This window comes from Pseudonocardia zijingensis, from assembly GCF_042657305.1.
Lineage (GTDB): Bacteria > Actinomycetota > Actinomycetes > Mycobacteriales > Pseudonocardiaceae > Pseudonocardia > Pseudonocardia zijingensis.
Genome location: NZ_JBHSKO010000011.1, coordinates 116,145 through 135,190, shown reverse-complemented (window position 1 = coordinate 135,190; position 19,046 = coordinate 116,145). Strand labels below are relative to the sequence as shown.

General features: G+C 75.8%; 20 protein-coding genes. 9 read left to right on the top strand and 11 right to left on the bottom strand.

What is annotated here, in order from left to right; translation table 11 throughout:
* Positions 1-7 precede the first annotated feature (7 nt).
* Positions 8-934, top strand: a complete 927-nt coding sequence (locus tag ACFPL3_RS22045) for an AraC family transcriptional regulator (RefSeq protein WP_343942504.1) — start codon at positions 8-10, stop codon at positions 932-934.
* 21 nt (positions 935-955) lie between these two features.
* Here the strand turns inward: ACFPL3_RS22045 and ACFPL3_RS22040 are convergent, their stop codons facing one another.
* Positions 956-1,867 carry a phosphotransferase gene (locus ACFPL3_RS22040; RefSeq protein ID WP_343942503.1) on the bottom strand — a complete coding sequence of 304 codons (912 nt, stop codon included), beginning with the start codon at positions 1,865-1,867 and terminating at the stop codon, positions 956-958.
* A gap of 24 nt (positions 1,868-1,891) precedes the next feature.
* On the opposite strand from ACFPL3_RS22040, the gene ACFPL3_RS22035 reads away from it, so the two are divergent.
* Positions 1,892-2,029 (top strand): hypothetical protein, encoded by a 138-nt coding sequence (locus ACFPL3_RS22035; protein ID WP_343942502.1) that lies wholly within the window; start codon positions 1,892-1,894, stop codon positions 2,027-2,029.
* A 27-nt stretch (positions 2,030-2,056) separates the two neighbouring features.
* Here ACFPL3_RS22035 and ACFPL3_RS22030 read toward each other — a convergent pair whose 3' ends face one another.
* From ACFPL3_RS22030 to ACFPL3_RS22020, 3 genes are all read right to left on the bottom strand, one after another.
* Positions 2,057-3,241, bottom strand: coding sequence for a GNAT family N-acetyltransferase (locus tag ACFPL3_RS22030; RefSeq protein ID WP_343942609.1), 1,185 nt, complete (start codon positions 3,239-3,241; stop codon positions 2,057-2,059).
* Positions 3,242-3,331: 90 nt separating this feature from the next.
* Positions 3,332-4,456 (bottom strand): glycosyltransferase, encoded by a 1,125-nt coding sequence (locus ACFPL3_RS22025; protein ID WP_343942501.1) that lies wholly within the window; start codon positions 4,454-4,456, stop codon positions 3,332-3,334.
* A gap of 62 nt (positions 4,457-4,518) precedes the next feature.
* Positions 4,519-5,394 carry a metallophosphoesterase family protein gene (locus ACFPL3_RS22020; protein ID WP_343942500.1) on the bottom strand — a complete coding sequence of 292 codons (876 nt, stop codon included), beginning with the start codon at positions 5,392-5,394 and terminating at the stop codon, positions 4,519-4,521.
* Positions 5,395-5,439: 45 nt separating this feature from the next.
* Here ACFPL3_RS22020 and ACFPL3_RS22015 point away from each other — a divergent pair, with 45 nt between their 5' ends.
* Entirely contained in the window at positions 5,440-6,627 is a 1,188-nt protein-coding gene (locus ACFPL3_RS22015; protein WP_343942499.1) for an MFS transporter, read from the top strand.
* Positions 6,628-6,705: 78 nt separating this feature from the next.
* Here ACFPL3_RS22015 and hrpB read toward each other — a convergent pair whose 3' ends face one another.
* Entirely contained in the window at positions 6,706-9,147 is a 2,442-nt protein-coding gene (gene hrpB / locus ACFPL3_RS22010; protein WP_379589608.1) for an ATP-dependent helicase HrpB, read from the bottom strand.
* Positions 9,148-9,166: 19 nt separating this feature from the next.
* On the bottom strand, positions 9,167-10,078 hold the full coding sequence (locus ACFPL3_RS22005; protein ID WP_379589607.1) for a hypothetical protein: 912 nt from the start codon (positions 10,076-10,078) through the stop codon (positions 9,167-9,169).
* A gap of 223 nt (positions 10,079-10,301) precedes the next feature.
* Between ACFPL3_RS22005 and ligD the strand changes: the two genes are divergently transcribed.
* Together ligD and ACFPL3_RS21995 are read left to right on the top strand one after the other, a co-directional pair.
* A complete protein-coding gene (gene ligD / locus ACFPL3_RS22000; protein WP_343946437.1) occupies positions 10,302-11,270 on the top strand; it encodes a non-homologous end-joining DNA ligase in 969 nt (322 codons plus the stop codon).
* 157 nt (positions 11,271-11,427) lie between these two features.
* Entirely contained in the window at positions 11,428-12,261 is an 834-nt protein-coding gene (locus tag ACFPL3_RS21995) for a polysaccharide lyase family 7 protein (protein ID WP_343946436.1), read from the top strand.
* 21 nt (positions 12,262-12,282) lie between these two features.
* On the opposite strand, the gene ACFPL3_RS21990 is transcribed toward ACFPL3_RS21995, so the two are convergent.
* Positions 12,283-12,771, bottom strand: coding sequence for a MarR family winged helix-turn-helix transcriptional regulator (locus ACFPL3_RS21990; RefSeq protein WP_343946435.1), 489 nt, complete (start codon positions 12,769-12,771; stop codon positions 12,283-12,285).
* Between the two features lie 146 nt (positions 12,772-12,917).
* On the opposite strand from ACFPL3_RS21990, the gene ACFPL3_RS21985 reads away from it, so the two are divergent.
* The gene (locus ACFPL3_RS21985; RefSeq protein WP_343946434.1) at positions 12,918-14,279 is read left to right on the top strand and encodes an MFS transporter; all 1,362 of its coding nucleotides are present in this window, start codon (positions 12,918-12,920) and stop codon (positions 14,277-14,279) included.
* A 15-nt stretch (positions 14,280-14,294) separates the two neighbouring features.
* Here ACFPL3_RS21985 and ACFPL3_RS21980 read toward each other — a convergent pair whose 3' ends face one another.
* Genes ACFPL3_RS21980 through ACFPL3_RS21970 form a run of 3 tightly spaced genes read right to left on the bottom strand, consistent with a single transcriptional unit; the run spans position 14,295 to position 15,251 of the window.
* Positions 14,295-14,465 carry a hypothetical protein gene (locus tag ACFPL3_RS21980; protein ID WP_343946433.1) on the bottom strand — a complete coding sequence of 57 codons (171 nt, stop codon included), beginning with the start codon at positions 14,463-14,465 and terminating at the stop codon, positions 14,295-14,297.
* Complete coding sequence (locus ACFPL3_RS21975; RefSeq protein ID WP_343946432.1) at positions 14,452-14,793, bottom strand: DUF3618 domain-containing protein; 342 nt, start codon at positions 14,791-14,793, stop codon at positions 14,452-14,454. The genes ACFPL3_RS21980 and ACFPL3_RS21975 overlap by 14 nt, the downstream gene beginning before the upstream one ends.
* A complete protein-coding gene (locus tag ACFPL3_RS21970) occupies positions 14,790-15,251 on the bottom strand; it encodes a phage holin family protein (protein WP_343946431.1) in 462 nt (153 codons plus the stop codon). The genes ACFPL3_RS21975 and ACFPL3_RS21970 overlap by 4 nt, the downstream gene beginning before the upstream one ends.
* Positions 15,252-15,426: 175 nt before the next feature.
* Between ACFPL3_RS21970 and ACFPL3_RS21965 the strand changes: the two genes are divergently transcribed.
* Both ACFPL3_RS21965 and ACFPL3_RS21960 read left to right on the top strand, forming a co-directional pair.
* On the top strand, positions 15,427-15,873 hold the full coding sequence (locus ACFPL3_RS21965; protein ID WP_343946430.1) for an ATP-binding protein: 447 nt from the start codon (positions 15,427-15,429) through the stop codon (positions 15,871-15,873).
* A 30-nt stretch (positions 15,874-15,903) separates the two neighbouring features.
* Positions 15,904-16,197 carry a hypothetical protein gene (locus ACFPL3_RS21960; protein WP_343946438.1) on the top strand — a complete coding sequence of 98 codons (294 nt, stop codon included), beginning with the start codon at positions 15,904-15,906 and terminating at the stop codon, positions 16,195-16,197.
* Positions 16,198-16,293: 96 nt separating this feature from the next.
* Here ACFPL3_RS21960 and ACFPL3_RS21955 read toward each other — a convergent pair whose 3' ends face one another.
* Complete coding sequence (locus ACFPL3_RS21955) at positions 16,294-17,751, bottom strand: pyridoxal-dependent decarboxylase (RefSeq protein WP_343946429.1); 1,458 nt, start codon at positions 17,749-17,751, stop codon at positions 16,294-16,296.
* A 78-nt stretch (positions 17,752-17,829) separates the two neighbouring features.
* Between ACFPL3_RS21955 and ACFPL3_RS21950 the strand changes: the two genes are divergently transcribed.
* On the top strand, positions 17,830-19,044 hold the full coding sequence (locus tag ACFPL3_RS21950) for an MFS transporter (protein WP_343946428.1): 1,215 nt from the start codon (positions 17,830-17,832) through the stop codon (positions 19,042-19,044).
* Positions 19,045-19,046: the final 2 nt, after the last annotated feature.

Sequence of the window (19,046 nt, the reverse complement as noted above, 5' to 3'; positions counted from 1 at the left end):
TCATCTCGTGGACGTGCTCACCGATCTGCTGCGCCGCTCCCGCGCGCGGGGCGCCGCGTTCTCGCACTCCACGGCGCGCGGCGACTGGGGCGTGGAGTTCCCGGAGGCGGCCCAGCTCGCCATCCACGGGATCCTCGGTGGGGAGGCCTTCGCCTGGACCCACGAGCGCGGCGAGGCGCAGCGCGTGCTCGCGGGCGACGTGGTGCTGATCCGGGGTCCGGCGCCGCACCACATGGCCGCCTCGCCGGCGGCCGGCCTCGAGCCGTTCGGCTGCGCACCGGCGCGCACACCGCCGTCGGGCGGTGCGGTGCGGATGCGCTTCGGCGCCGACGAGGGGCAGCCCACCACGTTCTTCTGCGGCGCCTACCGCTTCGAGGGCGAGCTGTGCGCAGGCCTGCTCGCCGGGTTGCCCCCGCTCACCGTGGTGCGCCCGGAGCCCGGGTCCGGCCTGAGTGCCACGTTCGGCGTGCTGGCCGGGGAGCTGCTGCGCGAGGGCCCCGGCCAGCAGGCGCTGCTCGACAGCCTCCTCGACGTGGTCCTGGTGCAGGCGCTGCGCGAACAGCTCGCGGCCGACCTCGACACCGCGCCGGGCTGGTTCCGCGCCATGGCCGACGACGGGGTGGCCGCCGCGCTGCAGGCCGTGCACGCCGCGCCGCACCGGGAGTGGACGGTGGCGGCGCTCGCCGCCGAGGCCTCGCTGTCGCGGGCGACGTTCGCGCGCCGCTTCACCCGGCTCCTCGGGCTGGCGCCGCTGGCCTACGTCACCGACTGGCGGATGGCGCTGGCCCGCGAGGAGCTACGAGCGGGCGACGCGAGCCTGGCCGCCGTGGCCCGCTCGCTGGGCTACGCGTCGGAGTTCTCGTTCGCGGCCGCCTTCAAGCGCCACCACGGGGTGGCGCCGGGCCGCTGGCGGGCCTCCGCGCGGTCGGCTTGAGCCCGCCTGCGCCGGCCCGCCCTATGCCAGCCGCGACGCCGCCACCGTGAGCCAGCGGTCGACGTCGTCGGGGTCGTGGTGGCGGATCGCCCAGTCGACCATCCGCAGCCCCATGTGCGCCCAGTACGCGCGCAGCGTGGCGGCGTCGAGGAGGTCGTCGATGCGGTTGTCGAGCCACCGCGCCGCCGCCGAGCGGGCCGAGCGGTCCTGGGCGTCGACTCCGGGCACGGCGAGGTCGAACCGCAGGGTGACCAGTGCGAACCGGTGATCGCCGCGGGCCACGCCGTCCCAGTCGACGACGCCGGTGACGGCGCCGGTGCGGTCGACCAGCACGTTGCCGGGGTGGAAGTCGGTGTGCACCAGGTCGTGGCCCGCCATCCGGTGGGGCGACGCGGCGCCGATGCGGCGTACGAGGTCGAGCAGGCGCCGGGTGCGCTCGTCGTACTGCGCGAGGGTCTCGTGCAGGCAGAAGCCGGGGCCGCTGCGCAGCAGGTGCAGCTCGGCGGTGGGAACGTCGGCCCGTTCGCGCAGCAGACGCGCCCCGCGCCCGGCGATCGCCACCAGGTTCTCGACCAGCGCGAGGTCGACCCGGGACGGCGGCTCGCCCGGCAGCCGTTCCTGCACCACCGCGATCCGGTCGGCCAACCGCGTGACCAGCTCGTAGCGGGGTGCCGGGATGCCGGCGTCGCGGGCGAGGCCGAGCAGCTCCCCGGTGCGCGCGATGCGCGCCCACGCCTCGTCCGACGGGTCGCCCCAGTGGGTGAGGACGCTCTCGTGGCCGTCCGGCCACCGCACGAGCGCCGCTCCGACCTGCCCGCCAGGCAGCGGCCCGATCAGCTCGAGGTTCGTGCCCGTGGCGGCGTGCAGCCGGGAGAGCAGTTCGGGGGCGTCGAGGCGGGGAACGGGGGGAGCCGGGGTGGCGGGATCGGGCACAACCGGTCACCCTATCCGCGTGCGGTGGATGCGGAACCCGCCTCGATCGACCGGTCCCGGCCGGTGATCGCCTTCTACAGCCGCAGGCTCGGGTGCCTCGGCTCGGTGCTGCTGTCGGTGCTGCTGACGGCCTGCCTCATCCTGCTGTTCGTGCTCCTCTAGAACGTGCTCCTCTTAGAACGTGCTCCTCTAGAACTCGGTGCCGTGCTGGGGCGCGCGCTCGCCCCGGAACGCCGTGTCGACGCGGCGCAGCACGGCCGGTTCCCCCTCCAGGAGGCCGGCGCGCGCGAGCGACCCGGCGTGGGCGCCGCCGAGGAGCAGGGAGCCCAGCGCGGCCATCCCGAGCCCGACGAGCGGCGCCCCGTCCCGCGCGGGCTCGCAGGAGGCGCCGTCCGGGCCGCCGCGCAGCCGGAAACGCCCGCCCCGGTCGAGGAACGGGTCCCACACGTCGAGGACGACGTCGATCTCGGTGGCGTAGCGGCGCGCCGACAGCGCGGCCGGCACGTCGAGCACGCGGGCCCACATGCCGTCGTACTGGGCGACGGTGCGCACCTGCCGGGGGTCGGCGAGGAGGAACTGCACCGGTTCGGCGGGTGCGAGGGAACGGGCGACGATCGTCTCGACGAGGTCGAGGCCGAGCAGGGTGCGCCACAGCGCGGTGTACGCCTCGTCGGTGGCGGTAGCCATGTCGACGATGCGGCAGGTCTGGGTGGCCCGGTCGATGCGGTAGGAGACGTAGCCGTCGCGGTGGGCGAGGTGGAACAGCGCGCTCGCCCCGCCACGCTGCCACTCGCGGTCGGCGAACAGCACGTCCCACCAGGCCGGGGTGCGCGACAGCGCACCGGGCGTCTGCGCCGCCCAGCGGCGGTGGATCTCCGGGGCGGTGCGGCGCAGCTCGGCCGTGCTCACCTGGCGCACGCCGCCGCAGTCGGGCACGTCCCGGCGCAACACGGCCCGCCGCCTCGTGATCTCGACCTCGCGGTGCTCGGTGGCGATCCCGTAGCCGAACCGGCCGTAGATCCCGCCCTCGCTGGCCGTGAGCAGGGCGAGGGGGAGGCCGTCGGCGACGAACCCCCGGTGCTGCTCGGCCAGGAGCGCGCGCAGGATGCCGCGGCGCCGGTGCGTGACCGCCACCGACACCCACGTGACGCCCGCGGCCGGGAGCGCGGCGCCACCCGGGAGCGTCACGTCGAACGGGTACGAGCCGGTGACGCCGACGACCTCGTCCCCGTCTCCGTCCAGGGCCACGAGGAAGCGCCCGGGGTCGAACAGCCGCCGGATCGTCTCCATGTGCTCGTCGGTGTTGTGCTTGCCGAAGGCGCGCCCGTCGGCCTCGGCCATGGCCGGGACGTCGGCGGCGGTGGCGCGGCGGATGGTGATCGACGGGGGGGAGGGGCGGCGCGTCGTGGTCCGGCACGGAGCGTGAGTCTGCCCCGGGGGCCGTGGGGCGTCGACCCGTTTCGGTCAGGCGCGGCTGGGCGTGCGCGCGAGCACCTCGTCGTAGACGTGACGCAGCCGGCGCGCCCAGCCGGCCGCGTCGTACTCGGCGAGGAACCGCGCCCGTGCCGCCGCGGCCATCCGTTCCCGGCGCGCGGTGTCCTCGGTGAGTCCGACGAGCGCGTCCACGAGCGCGGGGGCGCTGAGCGGCACGAGCACGCCGGTGGGCGGGGTGACGATCTCCGGCACACCCCCGACCCGCGTGGCGACGATCGGCACGCCCGCGGCCATGGCGCGCAGCAGCGCGGTGGGCGCGGCACCGGAGCGCGCCGTGTGCACGACGATGTCGGCGGCGGCGAGCAGCCCCGCGGGGTCCTGGTGGCGGTGCACGAAACGGACGCGGCCGGCGAGGTCGGGGATCGCGTCGACGCGCGACTCCAGCCACGGCCGCAGCGGGCCGTCCCCGGCCAGCGCCACCGCGAGCGGCAGCGCGTCGGGCAGCGCCTCGAGGGCGTCGAGCAGCAGCTCGTGGCCCTCGCCGCGGCGCATCGGAGCGCTGGAGACCACCAGCACCTCGTGGTCGGCCACGTCGAGCGCGGCGCGGCGGGCGCGCCGCAGGGCCGGGTCGGGCAGGCCGGGATCGGCCACGCCGTCGGGCACGACGACGAGGTTGCGCCCGGTGCCGCTGAGCCCGCGGTACCACTCCAGCTGGACCTGCGAGATCGCGATCGTGCGGGCCATGAAGCGTTGCCGGGCGACGATGCGGGCGGTGCGCTTGAGCCGGTCGCCCCGGTCGGCGGGCAGGTTCTCGATCCGGTGGAGCGTGGAGACGGCCGGGATCCGGTTGCGCAGCGCCGCCGCGGCACCCACGACGTCCGCGGGCGGCAGGTGGGTGTGCAGCAGCTGCACCCCGTGCGCGCGCAGCTGCGCGGCGGTGCGCGCCACGGTGCGCGGGTCCCAGCGGGCGAGGCCCAGCTCGACGACCGGCACGCCGAGCCGGCGCAGGGCGCTCACGTGCGTGGTGTCCGACGTGGCGGCGATCGCGACGACCACGAGCTCCAGGCCGGCGTCGGGGGCCGCGCCCGCGAGGTCGGTGAGGCCGATCTCGGGCCCGTTCGGGTGCAGGGTCGGGACGAGGTGGGCGACCTTCACGCTGCGCTCCCCGTGGTCTCCTCGCTCCGGACGGTGACGGGCGCCACGCTACCGGAACGCGGTCACCCGATCGGGGCGGCCCAGGCGGCGCGGAAGGCGGCGAGTTCCGGCTCCATCGTGGCCTCCGGGACCTCGACGAGGCGCCGCGCGCCGACGGGCACGCTGGTGGTGATCAGCGCGTCGGGGAACAGGTCCACCCGGCTCGCGGTCGGCGTGGCGAGGGTGCGCAGCGCGGCCCCGGGGGCCAGCGGGTCGAAGGCGCCCGCGATCGGGCCGCCGGTCCAGACCGGCACCCCGCCGAGCGTGCCCGCGCTGACGACGTGGGTGTGGCCGGCGAGCACGAGCCGCACGTCGGTGCCCGCGACGGCGGCGGCGAGCTCGTCGCGGCGCAGCAGGGGGATCGACGCGGCCAGGGGCGCGGCGCTGGGCAGGGGCGGGTGGTGCAGCGCCAGCACCGTGCCCCCGGGCGCTGGCCCGGCGAGCTCGGCGCGCAACCACGCGAGCTGGGCGGGCCGCAGCTCGCCGTGGGCGCGCCCGGGCACGGTGCTGTCGAGCACGACGATCCGCAGGTCGCCCACCCGGACCACGTGGTCGAGCGGGTGCGCCGACGGCGCCGCGTCCAGGAGGTGCTCGCGCAGCGGGGCGCGGTCGTCGTGGTTGCCCGCCACGTACACGAGCGCGGCGCCGAGGCGGGCCGCGGCGGGCTCGACGATCCCGCGCAGGCGGCGGTACTCGGCGGGCCGCCCGTGCTCGGTGAGGTCGCCGGTGAGCACGAGCGCGGCAGGACGGATCGCCGCCTCCTCGAGCGCCCGCAGCGCCTCCTCCAGGACGGCCGCGGTGTCGACGCCGCCGGGCGGGTCGTCGCCGTCGGCCACGAGGTGCAGGTCGGTGAGCTGGACGAGCGTGCTGGTGGGGGAGGGATGCGTCACAACGGTCATCCTGCCGCAGTATATGATTAGCAACGCTATCTATAGTGGTGCCCTGTGACCGCAGAGATCAGCCCCTTCCGGCAGCCGAAGGCGGTCTGGGCCGTCGCCTTCGCCTGCGTCATCTCGTTCATGGGCATCGGCCTGGTCGACCCGATCCTCCCGGCGCTCGCCACCCAGCTCGACGCCACGCACACGCAGGTGGAGCTGCTGTTCACCAGCTACCTCGTGGTCACCGCCGTCGCGATGCTCGTCACCGGCGTGGTGTCGAGCCGGATCGGTGCCAAGCGCACGCTCATCGCGGGGCTCGTGCTCATCGTCGTGTTCGCGGCGGCGGCCGGGGCCGCGGGCAGCATCAGCGGCATCGTCGGGTTCCGCGCCGGCTGGGGCCTGGGCAATGCGCTGTTCATCGCCACCTCGCTCGCCGTGATCGTCGGGTCCGCGAGCGGCGGCTTCGCCGGCGCGATCGTGCTCTACGAGACCGCGCTCGGCATCGGCATCGCCACCGGGCCACTCCTGGGCGGGCTGCTCGGCGACATCAGCTGGCGCGGCCCGTTCCTCGGCGTCTCGGTCCTCATGCTGATCGCCCTCGTGGCCACCGTCGTGTTCCTGCCGCCCACCCCCGTGCCCGAGCACCGCTCGTCCCTGCGCGAACCACTCGCGGCGCTGCGGCACCGCAGCCTGCGCACCACGAGCCTCACCGGCCTGCTCTACAACTGGGGCTTCTTCACCCTGCTCGGCTACTCGCCGTTCCTCATGGGCCTCGACGCCCTGCAGCTCGGCGCGGTCTTCTTCGCCTGGGGCGTGCTCGTGGCGATCTTCGCGGTGTTCGGCGCACCGTGGCTGGAGGGCCATTTCGGCACCGCCCGCACGCTCACCGCCTGCCTCGTGCTGGTGGCCGTGCTCCTCGCCGTGATCGGCGCGTTCCCCGGTGCGCGGTGGGTCGTGATCGGCGCGGTGATCCTCTCCGGCGCGTTCGTCGGGCTCAACAACACCCTCGTCACCACCGCCGTCATGAGCATCTCACCGGTGCCGCGGCCGGTGGCGTCGGCGACCTACGGGTTCGTCCGCTTCATCGGCGGCGGGCTGGCCCCGTTCGCGGCCGGCCTGATGGCCGAGCACCTGAGCGTCCACGTGCCGTTCCTGCTCGGGGCGGTGGTCGTGCTGGCGGGCGCCCTGCTCCTGCAGACCGTGCGCCGCGAGCTCGACGGCGCGGGCGAGACCGCCGAGGAGGCAGTGCTCTGAATGCCGGCAAGGTGGCCTTACTGGCGCATTACGCCGGCAAAGCCACCTTGCCGGCATCTCCCCGGGGGCAGCGGGGCCTCAGCGGCGGCGGCGGGTCGTCGGGGGTGCCTCCCGCGGGTTCTCGGGCCACGCGTGCTTGGGGTAGCGGCCGCGCAGTTCGGCCCGGACCTGGGGGTAGCCGGTGTCCCAGAAGCTCGTGAGGTCCGCGGTCACCGCCGCGGGACGGCCTGCGGGTGACAGCAGGTGCAGCACCACCGGCAGCCTGCCGCCCGCGACGGAGGGGGCGCCGGCCCAGCCGAACACCTCCTGCACCCGCACGGCGAGCACCGGGCGCTCCCCGGAGTAGTCCAGCGCGATCCGGGAGCCCGAGGGCACGGTGATCCGCTCGGGAGCCAGCTCGTCGAGCGTGGCGGCCTCGCGCCAGCCGAGGAGGCCGCGCAGGACGCCCGCCGCGTCGACGCGGGCGAGGTCGGCGCGGCCGCGGGCCGACGCGAGCGGCCCGCCCCACCAGGCATCGGGGTCGGCCGGCAGCGCCTCGTCCGAGACGTCCGGCCAGGGTGGCCCGAGGACGCGGTGCAGCGTGGCGATGCGGTCGCGCAGCCTGCGGGCGCCGTCGGTCCAGCGCAGCAGGCCGAGGCCCTCGGTGCGCAGTCCCTCGAGCAGCGCGTCGCGCACCGCGTCGGGCGGGGGATCGGCGATGCGGCGCTCGTCGAGCACGATGGCGCCCAGGCGCCGCACGTGGCGCGCCACCACCCCGGCCGGGTCGCCGCGCACCCACGCCACCTCGTCGGCCTCCGCCACGAGGGCGGGCGCCGCGCGCAGCGCGAGCTCGCGGTCGGCCGCGGCGGCCAGCCGCACCCGGCCGTGGTCGGCGCCGGGGGTCCGTTCGGCCACGGCCACCGCGAGCCACTCGTGGTCCTCGAGCGGGGTGCCCGGCGCCAGCTCCACCGCGGTGCCGCCGGCCATCAGGTAGCGGCGGGAGCCGGGGGAGCGGCGGCGGGCCAGCCGCTCCGGCTGCGCCAGCGCCGTCACGAGCGGGACGGCGAGCGCGAGGTCCTCCTCGCCTCCCCGGCCGCCACGGACCAGTCGCCGCAACCGGGCGGCCTCCGCCCGCCACCGGCCCGACCCCGGTGCCGCACCGGAGCGCAGCCGCCGCAGCTCGCCGTCGGCGTCGACGCCCGCGGTGAGCGTGTCGTCGTCGAGCAGGGCCACGACCTCGGCGGCGGCGCGGGCCCCCACGGCCTCGGCGCCGTCGAGCAGGGCGCGGGCCAGGCGCGGGTGCAGGCCCAGCTCGGCCATCCGCCTGCCCCGCTCGGTGACGCCCGTGCCGTCGGCGGAGAGGGCGCCGAGCGCGTGCAGCACGGTGTGCGCGGCGCGCAGCGGGCCCTCGGGCGGGGTGTCCCACCAGCGCAGGCCGGCGCCGTCGGGGGTGCCCCAGCAGGCGAGGTCGAGGGCGAACCGGGTGAGGTCGGCGGTGCGGATCTCCGGCTCCGGCTCGGCAGGCAGCAGTTCGCCCTCCGGCCAGCAGCGCAGCACCCGGCCCGGGGCCTCGCGCCCGGCCCGACCGGCGCGCTGCTCGGCCACGGCGGCCGACACGCGCACGGTGACCAGCCCGGCGAGGCCGCGCCGGTGGTCGGTGCGCGGCACGCGCGCGAGCCCCGCGTCGACGACGGCGCGCACCCCGGGCACCGTGAGGCTCGACTCCGCCACCGCGGAGGAGAGCACCACGCGGCGGCGCGGGCCGGACCGCAGCGCGCGGTCCTGCTCGGCCGCGGGCAGCCGCCCGTGCAGCGCCAGCACGTCGGCGTCGACGCCGTCGAGCGCCGCGGCGGTGCGCCGGATCTCCGCGGCGCCCGGCAGGAACGCGAGCACGTCGCCGTCGCCTTCGTCGAGCGCGGCGCGCAGGGCCCGGGCGACGCAGCCCTCGATGCGTTCCCCGCGCCGCGGTGGGACGTGCCGGACGGCCACCGGGTACGTGCGCGCCGCGACCTCCAGCACCGGCGCGTCCCCGAGCAGCTCGGCGAGCCGCTTCGTGCGGACCGTCGCCGAGGTGGCCAGCAGCCGCAGGTCCGGGCGCAGCCCGTCGCGGGCGTCGAGCAGGAGCGTGAGCAGCAGGTCGGCGTCCAGATGCCGCTCGTGGCACTCGTCGAGCACCACGGCCGCGGTGCCGGGCAGCTCCGGGTCGGCGACGAGGCGGCGCAACAGGAGCCCCGACGTCACGACCTCGACGCGGGTGGCGGCCGACGTGCGCGCGTCGCCGCGGACGGCGTAACCGATGCGCTCCCCGACCTCCTCGCCCGCGAGCGTCGCCATCCGGGCGGCCGCGGCCCGCGCGGCGAGCCGCCGAGGTTCGGCGACCACGACCTTGCCCGGGACCTCGCCCGCGAGCGCGAGCGGCACCAGCGTGGTCTTCCCGGTGCCGGGCGGCGCGACCAGCACCGCCGAGCCCGCGGCGGCGAGCGCCTCCGTGACGTCGGGGAGCACGGGGCGGACCGGGAGGTCGGGCAGGGCGGGGATCATCACCGCCGAGTGTGCCCGGTCAGCGCTCGTCCAGCTCCTCCAGCCGGGCCCGGGCGCGGGCGGTGCGCGACGCGGCGACGCCCACGGCGCGGGCGGAGGCCTTCGCCGCGGTCTCGGCCTCGCGTGCGGCGGCGGCCGCGGCGCGCTCCTCCTCCCGGGCCGCCTCCAGCTCGGCCTGGAGTTCGGCCACCCGGCGGCGGGCGTCCTCGCGGGCGGTGGCGGCGTCCTCGCGGGCTGATTCGTCGGCATCGGCCTGCGCCCGGGCCTGTGCCTCCTCGTCCTCGGCGGCCGCGAGCGCCTCGGCGCGACGGTTCCGCTCCGCGCGCAGCCGCTCGCGCTCGGCCTCGTCGTCGGCCGGCGGCGCCGGGGCTTCCTCCTCGGCGGGCGGGGCAGCCGGCGCGGCGGGCGCGGGCACCGCGTCCGGGTCGGACTCCGGCCCGAAGCCCGTGTAGCTCAGCGTGCGGGTGAGCCGGCCCGACCGGACCTGTTCGGCGATCTCCGGGCGCGCCAGGGCAGCGTCGAGGATCCCCTGCAGCTCGCGCAGCACGCTCTCGGCTGCGGGGTCGCCCGCCTCCTGCGCCAGCCGGCCCGCCTCGCGGGCCATCGCGGCCACGAGCTGGTGGCGTTTGCTGGACAGCTGCCGCAGCGCCGCCCCGTCCAGGCTGCGCTGGGCGTCGGCGAGCCCGGCGGCCAGCCCCAGCAGCCCGTCCAGCTGCGCGGTGCGGTGGCGGGCGAGCAGGTTGGCCAGCCACGCGGCCTTGGTGGGCCTGCGCAGCCTGCCGATCGCCTTGGCGAGCTCGCGGTCGCCCCGCTCGCGGGCCTGCTTGACCGCGGCGTCGCGCGCGCCGACGAACTCGTCGGGCGGCACGCCGTACAGCTCGTCGGCGACCGCGTCGAGTGCGGACTCGAGCTGCTCTGTGTCCTCCGGCACATCCGAAGCTTAGGGCCGCGACACAGCCTGCGATCCCGGTACGAAGATCCGCCCGATTGCGCGCGCAACAGTTACTGTGGAGTAGCACGGCTTGGCGGAACCCCCGGCCGCCCTCCCGTGCCGCCGGCGGCCGCTTCCCCACCCCTCGAGAGGCGGCCGCCGGCCCACCCGATCGGGCATCCCGGGGGTGCGTCGGCACCGCGATCCGGGCAGGCTGCCCGGGATGGCCGCGCCCGATCCGCTCCCGCCGCCCGTGTCGCCGATGCTGGCCACGGCCGGGGATCCGCCCGCGGGTCCGGGGTGGTCGTTCGAGTTCAAGTGGGACGGGGTGCGCGCCGTCACGGGCGTCGCCGGCGAGCGCATCCGGGCGCAGAGCCGGCTCGGCAACGAGGTCACGGCGGCCTATCCCGAGCTCGCCGACCTCGTCGCGCTCCTGGACGGCCGCCCGGTGCTGCTCGACGGGGAGATCGTCGCCCTGGACGAGTCGGGCCGGCCCGACTTCGGCACCCTGCAGCACCGGATGCACGTCCGGTCGCCGGACCCCGAGCTCGTCGAGCGCATCCCGGTGTCCTACGTGGTGTTCGACCTGCTGTACGTCGACGGGGTGTCGCTGCTGCGCGAGACCTACGACCGCAGGCGCGAGCTGCTCGAGGGCCTCGGTCTCGCCGGCCCGCGGGTGCGCGTGCCGCCCGCGGCCGCGGGGGTGAGCGGGGCGCAGCTGCTCGAGGTCGCGCGGGCGCACGGCCTGGAGGGCGTGGTCGGGAAGCGGCGCGCGTCGCGCTACGAGCCCGGCCGCCGCTCCACGGCGTGGATCAAGACGGCGCTGCTGCACACGCAGGAGGTCGTGATCGGCGGCTGGACGGCAGGGGAGGGGCGCCGCGCGCAGACCATCGGCGCCTTGCTCCTGGGCGCCTACGACGCCACCGGGTCACTGCGCTACCTCGGTCACGTCGGCACCGGGTTCACCGAGGCCGCGCTGCGGTCGCTGCTGCCCGAGCTGCAGGCCAGGGAGCAGCCGGACAGCCCGTTCGACGAGGAGGTCCCGCGCGCCGAGGCCCGCAAGGCCCGGTGGGTGCGCCCCGAGCTGGTGGGCGAGGTCGTCTACCGCGTGCTGACGAAGGAGGGGCGGCTGCGGCACGCGGCGTGGCGCGGCCTGCGCAACGACAAGACCCCGGCCGACGCGACGATCTGACCGCCGCGACCCACCCGCGAAGATCTGCGCGACCAGGTGATCCACATTCGGGTGACTCAGCCGAACAGCGCGCGATCAGCTGATTACCGTTCGGCATCGTCCGCTCCCGCACCACTCACGTGCACCCCACGTGAGTCCGGCCGATGGGACGTCCGTGATGACGATCAGCCACCCCCTCCTCGCCACCGCGCTCGCCGCCGCGCTGTCGACCACCGCGCTGTTCAACCCGGCGCAGTTCGACTCCGCGCAGTTCGACCCGGTGCCGCCCCTGCCCCCGCTGCCCGAGATCGTCGGGCAGCACCCGCCGGCGCAGGAGGGTCCGCTCGCGCCTGCCACGGCCGACGTCCCCGCCGACCTGCTCGACCTCAGCGACTGGAAGCTCACGCTCCCGACCGGCGACGAGAGCAGCCCGCAGGAGGTGCTCACCGGGGCGCTGTCCACGTTCACGAACGAGTTCTTCCGGGTCAACGAGTCGCGCAACGGTGTTGTCTTCACGGCGAAGGTCGGCGGCGTCACCACGCAGAACAGCAAGTACCCGCGCTCCGAGCTGCGCGAGATGCGCGACGGGGAGAAGGCCTCCTGGTCGAACCCCGGCGGCACGCACACGCTCGAGGTGCGCGAGGCGATCATCGCCACCCCGAAGGCGAAGCCGGAGGTGGTGGCGGCCCAGATCCACGACGGCGACGACGACGTGCTGCAGATCCGCCTGGAGGGCGAGCGGCTGACCGTGCAGTCCGACGACGGGGAGACCGAGACCGTGCTCGACCCGGCCTACCGGCTCGGTACGCCCTACGACCTGAGGATCGTGGCGGCCGACGGGCGGGTGGAGGTCTTCCACGACGGGGAGAAGAAGGCCGAGCTGAACAAGAGCGGCACGGGCTGGTACTTCAAGGTCGGCGCGTACGTGCAGTCGAGCACGGAGAAGGGCGACGCGGTGGGCACGCCCGGGGCGGTGGCCGTCTACGCGCTGAAGGTGACGCACACCGACTGACCGGCGAGCCGGGACCGGCCGTCAGGGCCGGGGGAGCGGCTGCTCGTCGAGCGCGTCGAAGTACGACTCGATGTCGTCGGCCCAGCGCATGACGAGCGTGCACACCTGCCGGCGGTCGTCGGCGGGCCAGTGGGCCACGGCGGCGCGCATCCAGTCCTTGAGCACCGCGTGGTAGCGGTCGATCACCTCGGCGCCCGCGGGCGTGAGCGTGATCCGGGCCACCCGCCGGTCGCCGGGGTCGACGGTCTTCTCGACGAGCCCGCGGGCGACGAGCCGCTGGACCTGCCGGGTGGCGTGCGGTCCCTCGACCTGCATCGCCTCGGCGAGCTCCTTGAGGCTGGGAGGCTCCTCGGCCTTGCTGACCAGGCTGAGTACCTGCACGCCGACGCGGTCGACCGTGATCCCGGCCTCGAGGCAGGCGCGCTCGTACACCCGGGTGCGCTTGAACATGCGCGCCAACCTGCTCATCGAGCCGGCGGCCTCGAGCAGGTCGTCGCCGTCGTCGTGCACGACAATCTCCCTTGACTGTTACCTAACTTAGGTAGGTAGTCTACGACGGTTACTTACTCAAGGTACCCATTCGAAGGGTTGAGATGGCACAGGCATCGTCTGTGGCCCCGTCCCCGGCAGCACCCCCCAGGCAGGGGTGGTCGGTGGTGGCCGTGGCGGCGTTCGGCTCCGCCGTCACCGTCCTGCAGCAGAGCGCGGTGTTGCCGCTGCTCCCGCGCCTGCAGGCCGAGCTGGGCGCGGACGTGACGGCGGTCAGCTGGACGTTCACGATCAGCATGCTCGTCGGCGCGGTGGCGACGCCGCTGTTCAGCCGGCTGGGCGACATGTACGGGCGGCGGCGGGTGCTGCTGGGGTCGTTCCTGCTCATGCTGGCCGGCTCGGTGATCGCCGGTCTTTCCACCACGCTGCCGGTGCTGCTGACCGGTCGGGTGGTGCAGGGCTTCTCGGTGGCCGTGATCCCGCTGTCCATCGGCGTGGTGCGCGGCGCGTTGCCACCCGACCGGCTGGCCACCGGGATCGGCACGATCAGCGCCACGATCGGCATCGGCAGCGGGCTGGGCCTGGTGCTCTCCGGCGTGATCGCGCAGTACACCACCGGTTTCCGGGCCGTGTTCTGGGTGATGGCCGCGCTCGCCGTGGTCGCCTTCGTGCTCGGCCGGATCCACCTGCACGACCCCACGCCGCCGCAGGGCGGGCGCCCGGACGTCCCCGGGGCGGTGCTGCTGGCGGGCGGGCTGGTGGCGCTGCTGCTCGCCATCACCGAGGGACGCAGTTGGGGGTGGACCTCCGCCGCGACCCTGGGCCTCGTCGCCGCCTCGGTGGTGCTCTTCGCCGCCTGGGTGACGGTCGAGCGGCGCACCGCGGAACCGCTCGTCGACATCGGCCTGCTGACCCACCGCGGCACGATCGGCGCCAGCGTCGCGTCCCTCCTGCTCGGGTTCGCGATGTTCGGCGGGTTCTCGCTCGCACCGCAGTTCGTGCAGGCCCCCGCCACCGCGGGGTACGGGTTCGGCGCGTCGGTCCTCGAGGCGGGCCTCTACCTGCTGCCCGCCTCGTTGCTGATGATGATCGTCTCGCCGGCGTCCGGCCTGCTGATCCGGCGGCTGTCCGCGCCGCACGTGGTGGCGATCGGGTCGGCGCTCACCGCGGCCGCGGAGCTGTGGCTGGTGTTCTCGCACGGCCACGTCACCGACGTGCTGACCGCGATGACGCTGCTCGGCCTGGGGATCGGGCTGGCGTACTCCGCGCTCGCCACGATGGCGATCGAGCACGTCGACCCCGCCCGCACCGGCGTGGCCAGCGGGGTGAACAGCCTCGTGCGGATGCTCGGCGCCTGCATCGCGGGCGCGGTGGCCGCCGCCGTGCTGGCCGCGAGCGTGCCCGAGGGCGCCACACTGCCGTCGATCACCGGCTACGAGGTGGGTTTCGGCGTCACGGCCGTCGGCGCCGTGGTCGCGGCGCTGTTCGCCCTGGGCTTCGGGCTGCTCGCCCGCCGCGCGCGCCCCTGACGGGGCGCCCGGCGCTCAGCACCCGGTGTCCGGGTTCTCGGTGCGCTCGGGCGGGTCGTCGTCGGCGGGCGGTTCCGCGGACGTCCACTCCTCGCGGTTCGACCCGCCCGGGCCGAGCTCGCCGGCCAGCTGGTCGGCGAGCGCCTCGTCCTCGCGGGCCCCGTGCTTCGAGCTACCCCGTTCCACCGGTGTCCTCCTTCCGGCGTGCGCGGCGGCGCGCCACGAGCGTGCGCACGCACAGCAGCAGGAACGCCGCGAGCACCCCGCCCACCACGGCGGGGGACTCGCGCAGCGCGTCCTGGACCGCGGGTGCCTTCTGCGCCACCGTCTCGCGGGCCCGGGCCACCTCCGCCTGCACGCGTTCGGTGGTCTCGGCCCGCTTCTCGCGCAGCCGCTGCGGCACGTCGACGCGGTGGACCAGCTCCTCGACCGTGTGGCCGAGGTCGGCCCGCAGCTGCTCGACGTCCCGCTCGACGACCTCGCCCTCGGCCGGGACGCCCTCGGGGCGGGTCATCGGTGCACCGCGTTCCGCACCGCGGAGACGTCGTGCTGGACGCCCCGCACCGCCTCCTGCGGCACCGGCGACCCGGCCTGCCGCAGCCGCCCGCGCCCGGTGAGCGCCAGGATGCCGGCCACCAGCAGCAGCACGACGCCGACGATCAGCGCAGAGAGCCACACGGACAGCACCGTGGCGAGCCCGGCGACGGCTGCCGCGACGAGCGCGCCCACGCCGAAGACGGCCACCACGCCACCGGCTCCCGCCAGCCCGGCGCCCGCGCCGGCCCGCTTGCCCTTGGCGGTGAGCTCCTCGCGCGCCAGCTGCAGCTCGCGGCGCACCAGGTCGGACAGCTGGGTGGACATCCGGTGGACGAGCTCGCTGGTCGGCACGTCACTCAGGTCGGTGCCGGTCCCCGCCGGGCTGCGTTGCGCCGGCACGTCCACGTTCGGCGCGTCGGTTCTGTGCGCGGTCATGCAGGGGAGCTACCCCCGCAACTGGCCCCCTGAACACTCGGCGGCGGAACAGACGGCGACCGCCCCGCTGAACGCTTGCGCCCGCCGGTGCGCGGTGCGCGACGAGCGGGCCACCGGACGATTTGGGGCGCCCGGCGACGTTTGCTTCTCGCCGATGGGGTGGAACGTGACGGACATGGAGCTTTCGCGCCGGCCCGCCCCCGGCCACGTCGAGTTCGTGCACCGCAGCTGGCCCGCCGACCCCAACCAGCTCGCGGTGATCCGGCGGGAGCTCTCGACCTGGCTCGCCCCCCTGCAGCTCACCGAGGTGGAGGTCGCCGACGTCGTGCTCGCGGTCGACGAGGCCGCCGCCAACGCCGTGCGCCACGCCTACGGTCCGGACGAGGCGGGCATCGTCGAGCTCACCCTGTGGACGGAGGAGGGGACCCTCTGCATCGAGGTCGTCGACCACGGCAGCTGGCGCCCGCCGTCCGACCGCCCCGCGGAGGGCGGGCGCGGGATCCCGCTGATGAACCACATGTCCGAGTCGGTGCTCATCCGCTTCGACGACCGGGGCAGCCGCGTGCTGCTGCGCCACCGCATCCCCGGCGGCGACGGCGAACTGGAGCACGAGGAGGCCTGACCCGTTCCGAGCGGGTACCCGGCAACCATGATGGAGCGCCAGCAGGACGGCAGGCGGCGGCGCACCCGCGCCGACTACGAGCGGGGCCTGCCCGACTACCACGACCCCACCGCGGGCTTCGGCGGCGCCGCACCCACCTACAGCGCACTGACGCTGCGGGCGGTGCTCGCGGCGTTCGGTCTCGTGTTCGCGGTGGGTGCGGCGTGGATCGGCTTCGCCTACGACTTCCCGCTGCTCGCGTGGGCGATGGTGGTGGTGGCCGCCATCGCGCTCGGCGACCTGGCGTGGGTGCTGTACCGCAAGCGGCGGGGCGAGCCGGGCTGACCCGGGGCTGAGACCGCCCCTTGTGCCGGCAAGGTGGCTTTACTGGCGCAATGTGCCAGTAAAGCCACCATGCTGGCGTTCGGGGAGGGCCTGCGCTCAGGGGGAGACCTGGCCCACCACCGCAACCGCCTCGCTGCGCAGCCGCTGCCACAGCTGGTCGACGTGCTCGGGCCCGGTGGAGACCGACCCGATGGCCACCCGGATCACGTAGCGGCCGCCCGCCACGGTGTGGGTGAGGAACGCCTCCCCTGAGGCGTTGACGCGGGTGAGCACCTCGCGGGTGGCGGCGTCGTCGGCCTCGGGCCCGGCTCCCGTCACCACGCGCAGGCACACGAGCGCGAGCGACGGCTCGGCGCCCAGCTCGAACAGCGGGTCGGCGCGCACCCGGTCGGCGAGGTCCGCGGCGAGCGCCACGTGCTCGCGCAGGTGGGACCGCAGCCCCGACAGGCCGGTCCCGTGCACCACCGCCCACAGCTTGAGCGCGCGGAACCGGCGGCCGAGCGGCACCTGCCAGTCGCGGTAGTCCACCACCGCACCGGACTCGGACGCGGCGTTGCGCAGGTACTCCGGTGTGATCGACAACGCCGCCGGGAGCGCGTCGGCGTGGCGCACCCACAGCAACCCGGCGTCGAACGCCGTGAGCAGCCACTTGTGCGCGTTGGTGGCGAAGGAGTCGGCGAGCTCGACGCCGTCGAGCAGGTGGCGGAACTCCGGGCAGAGTGCGGCGACGCCCGCCCACGCGGCGTCGACGTGCACCCAGGCGCCGTGTTCGCGTGCGACGCCGGCCACCGCGCGCACCGGGTCGACGGCTCCGGTGCCGGTGGTGCCGACGGTGGCGCACACGAGCACCGGGCGCAGCCCGGCGGCGACGTCGTCGCGCTGCGCGGCGGCCAGCGCGTCGGGGGACATCGCGAGCGAGCCCGGCGCGGTGTCGACCACGCGCAGCGCGCGGGCGCCGAGCCCTGCGACCCGCACCGCCTTGGCCAGCGAGGAGTGGGTCTCGGACGTGACGTACACCCGCTCGGCGCCGGTGGCCCCGGTCTCGCGCCACCCCGGACTCGCCCGGTGCAGCGCGGCCAGCAGCGCCACCAGCGCGGCGGACGACGCGGAGTCCTGGATGCAGCCGCCCCCGCCGCCCGCGAACGTGAACGCGGGGTCGAGGCCGAGCGCGGCGGCGAAGCCGTCCAGCAGCACCTGCTCGACCTCGGTGGTGGCGGGCGAGGTGGACCACAGCATCCCCTGCGCCCCCAGCGCGCCCGAGAGCACGTCGCCCAGGAGCGAGTGCAGGGAGGCGTTGGCCGGGAAGTAGCCGAAGAACCGGGGGTGCTGCCACAGGGTGCTCGCGGGCACCACGACGCGGTCGACGGTGTCGAGGAGATCCTGCAGCGGAGCCGGGTCCTCGGGCAGGGCGGCGGGCAGCTGCGCGCGCACCCAGCCGGGTTCCACCCCGGTCTGCACCGGGAGCTTCTCGAGGCCGGCGCGGTGGTCGGCGATCCAGTCGACGACGGCGTGCCCGAGCCTGCGGAACTCCTCGGGATCGAGATCGGCGCTCACGTGTCCAAAGCTAACCAGTGGCGCGATTCACGCTCGCCACCGGCAGCGGAGCGGCCCGCCGGGGAGCATGGTCGAACGGTGACGACCGACACCGGCAGAGCCGCCGAGCGGAGCAGGCTGCGGTTGCTGCAGCTCACCGCTCTCACCAGCTCCTGCGACCGCTTCGCCCTCCCCCCGATGCTCGTCGTCATCGGCCTCGACCTCGGTGAGCCGCTCGTCGCGGTGCTGGCGGTGGCGAGCGCGTACTTCCTGGCCTACGGCCTGATGCAGCCCGTGTGGGGTCTGATCAGCGACCGCATCGGGCGGGTGCGGGTGATGCGGGTGTCGCTGCTGGGGGCGGCGGTGGCCGGGGTGGTGTCGGCGCTCGCGCCGAACCTGCTGGTGCTGGGCGTCTCCCGCACCGTCTCGGCCGGGTGCGTCGCGGCGCTGGTGCCGGCGACGCTCGTCTACGTCGGTGACATGTGGGAGGCGCGGGTGCGCCAGCGCCCGCTCGCGGAGGTCCTGACCGCGTCGTCGTTGGGCATCGCGGTGGCCACGGCCGGCGCGGGCGTGCTCGCGGAGGTGGTCGGCTGGCGCACGGTGCCCGGGATCACCGGGATCGGCGCGGCCGCGCTGTGGGTGGCGCTGCGCAGGCTGCCCGAGCCGGACCGCCCGCCCACCACCGGCAGCCCGCTGAACTCGATCACCACCGTGCTGCGCCACCGGTGGGCGCTCATCGTGCTCGGCCTCGTGCTCGTCGAGGGCGTGGTGGTGCTGGGCGTGGTGACCTACCTGGCGCCCGCCGTGCAGGCGCTCGGCTCGTCGGCGGCGATCGGGGGGCTGGTCGCGGCCTCCTACGGGGCGGGCGCTGTGGTGTTCTCCCGCCTCGTCCGCGTGCTGGTCGGGCGCCTCTCGGCGCCGGGCCTGGCCGCCGTCGGTGCCGCCCTGCTCGTCGCCGCGTGGGCCGTGCCCGCGGTGACGGTGTCGATCCCCACCGTCACCGCCGCCGGCGTGCTGCTCGGCGGGTCGTGGGCGTTCCTGCACACCACGCTGCAGAGCTGGTCCACCGAGGTGGTGGCGGCGGAGCGGGCCACGATGGTGGCGCTGTTCGCCGCCCTGCTGTTCCTCGGCGCCGCGATCGGCACCGCGGGCCTCGCCCCGTTCGCCGACGTGGCCGACTTCGAGACCGTGTTCCGGGTGGCGCTCGTGGTGTCGGTGCCGCTGGCCGTGGCGGCCGTTCTGGCCCGCCGCCGCTACGGCGCCCGGACCGCGGGCGGGGGTGGTATGACAGGGCCGGTCGAACACGGATCTTGAGA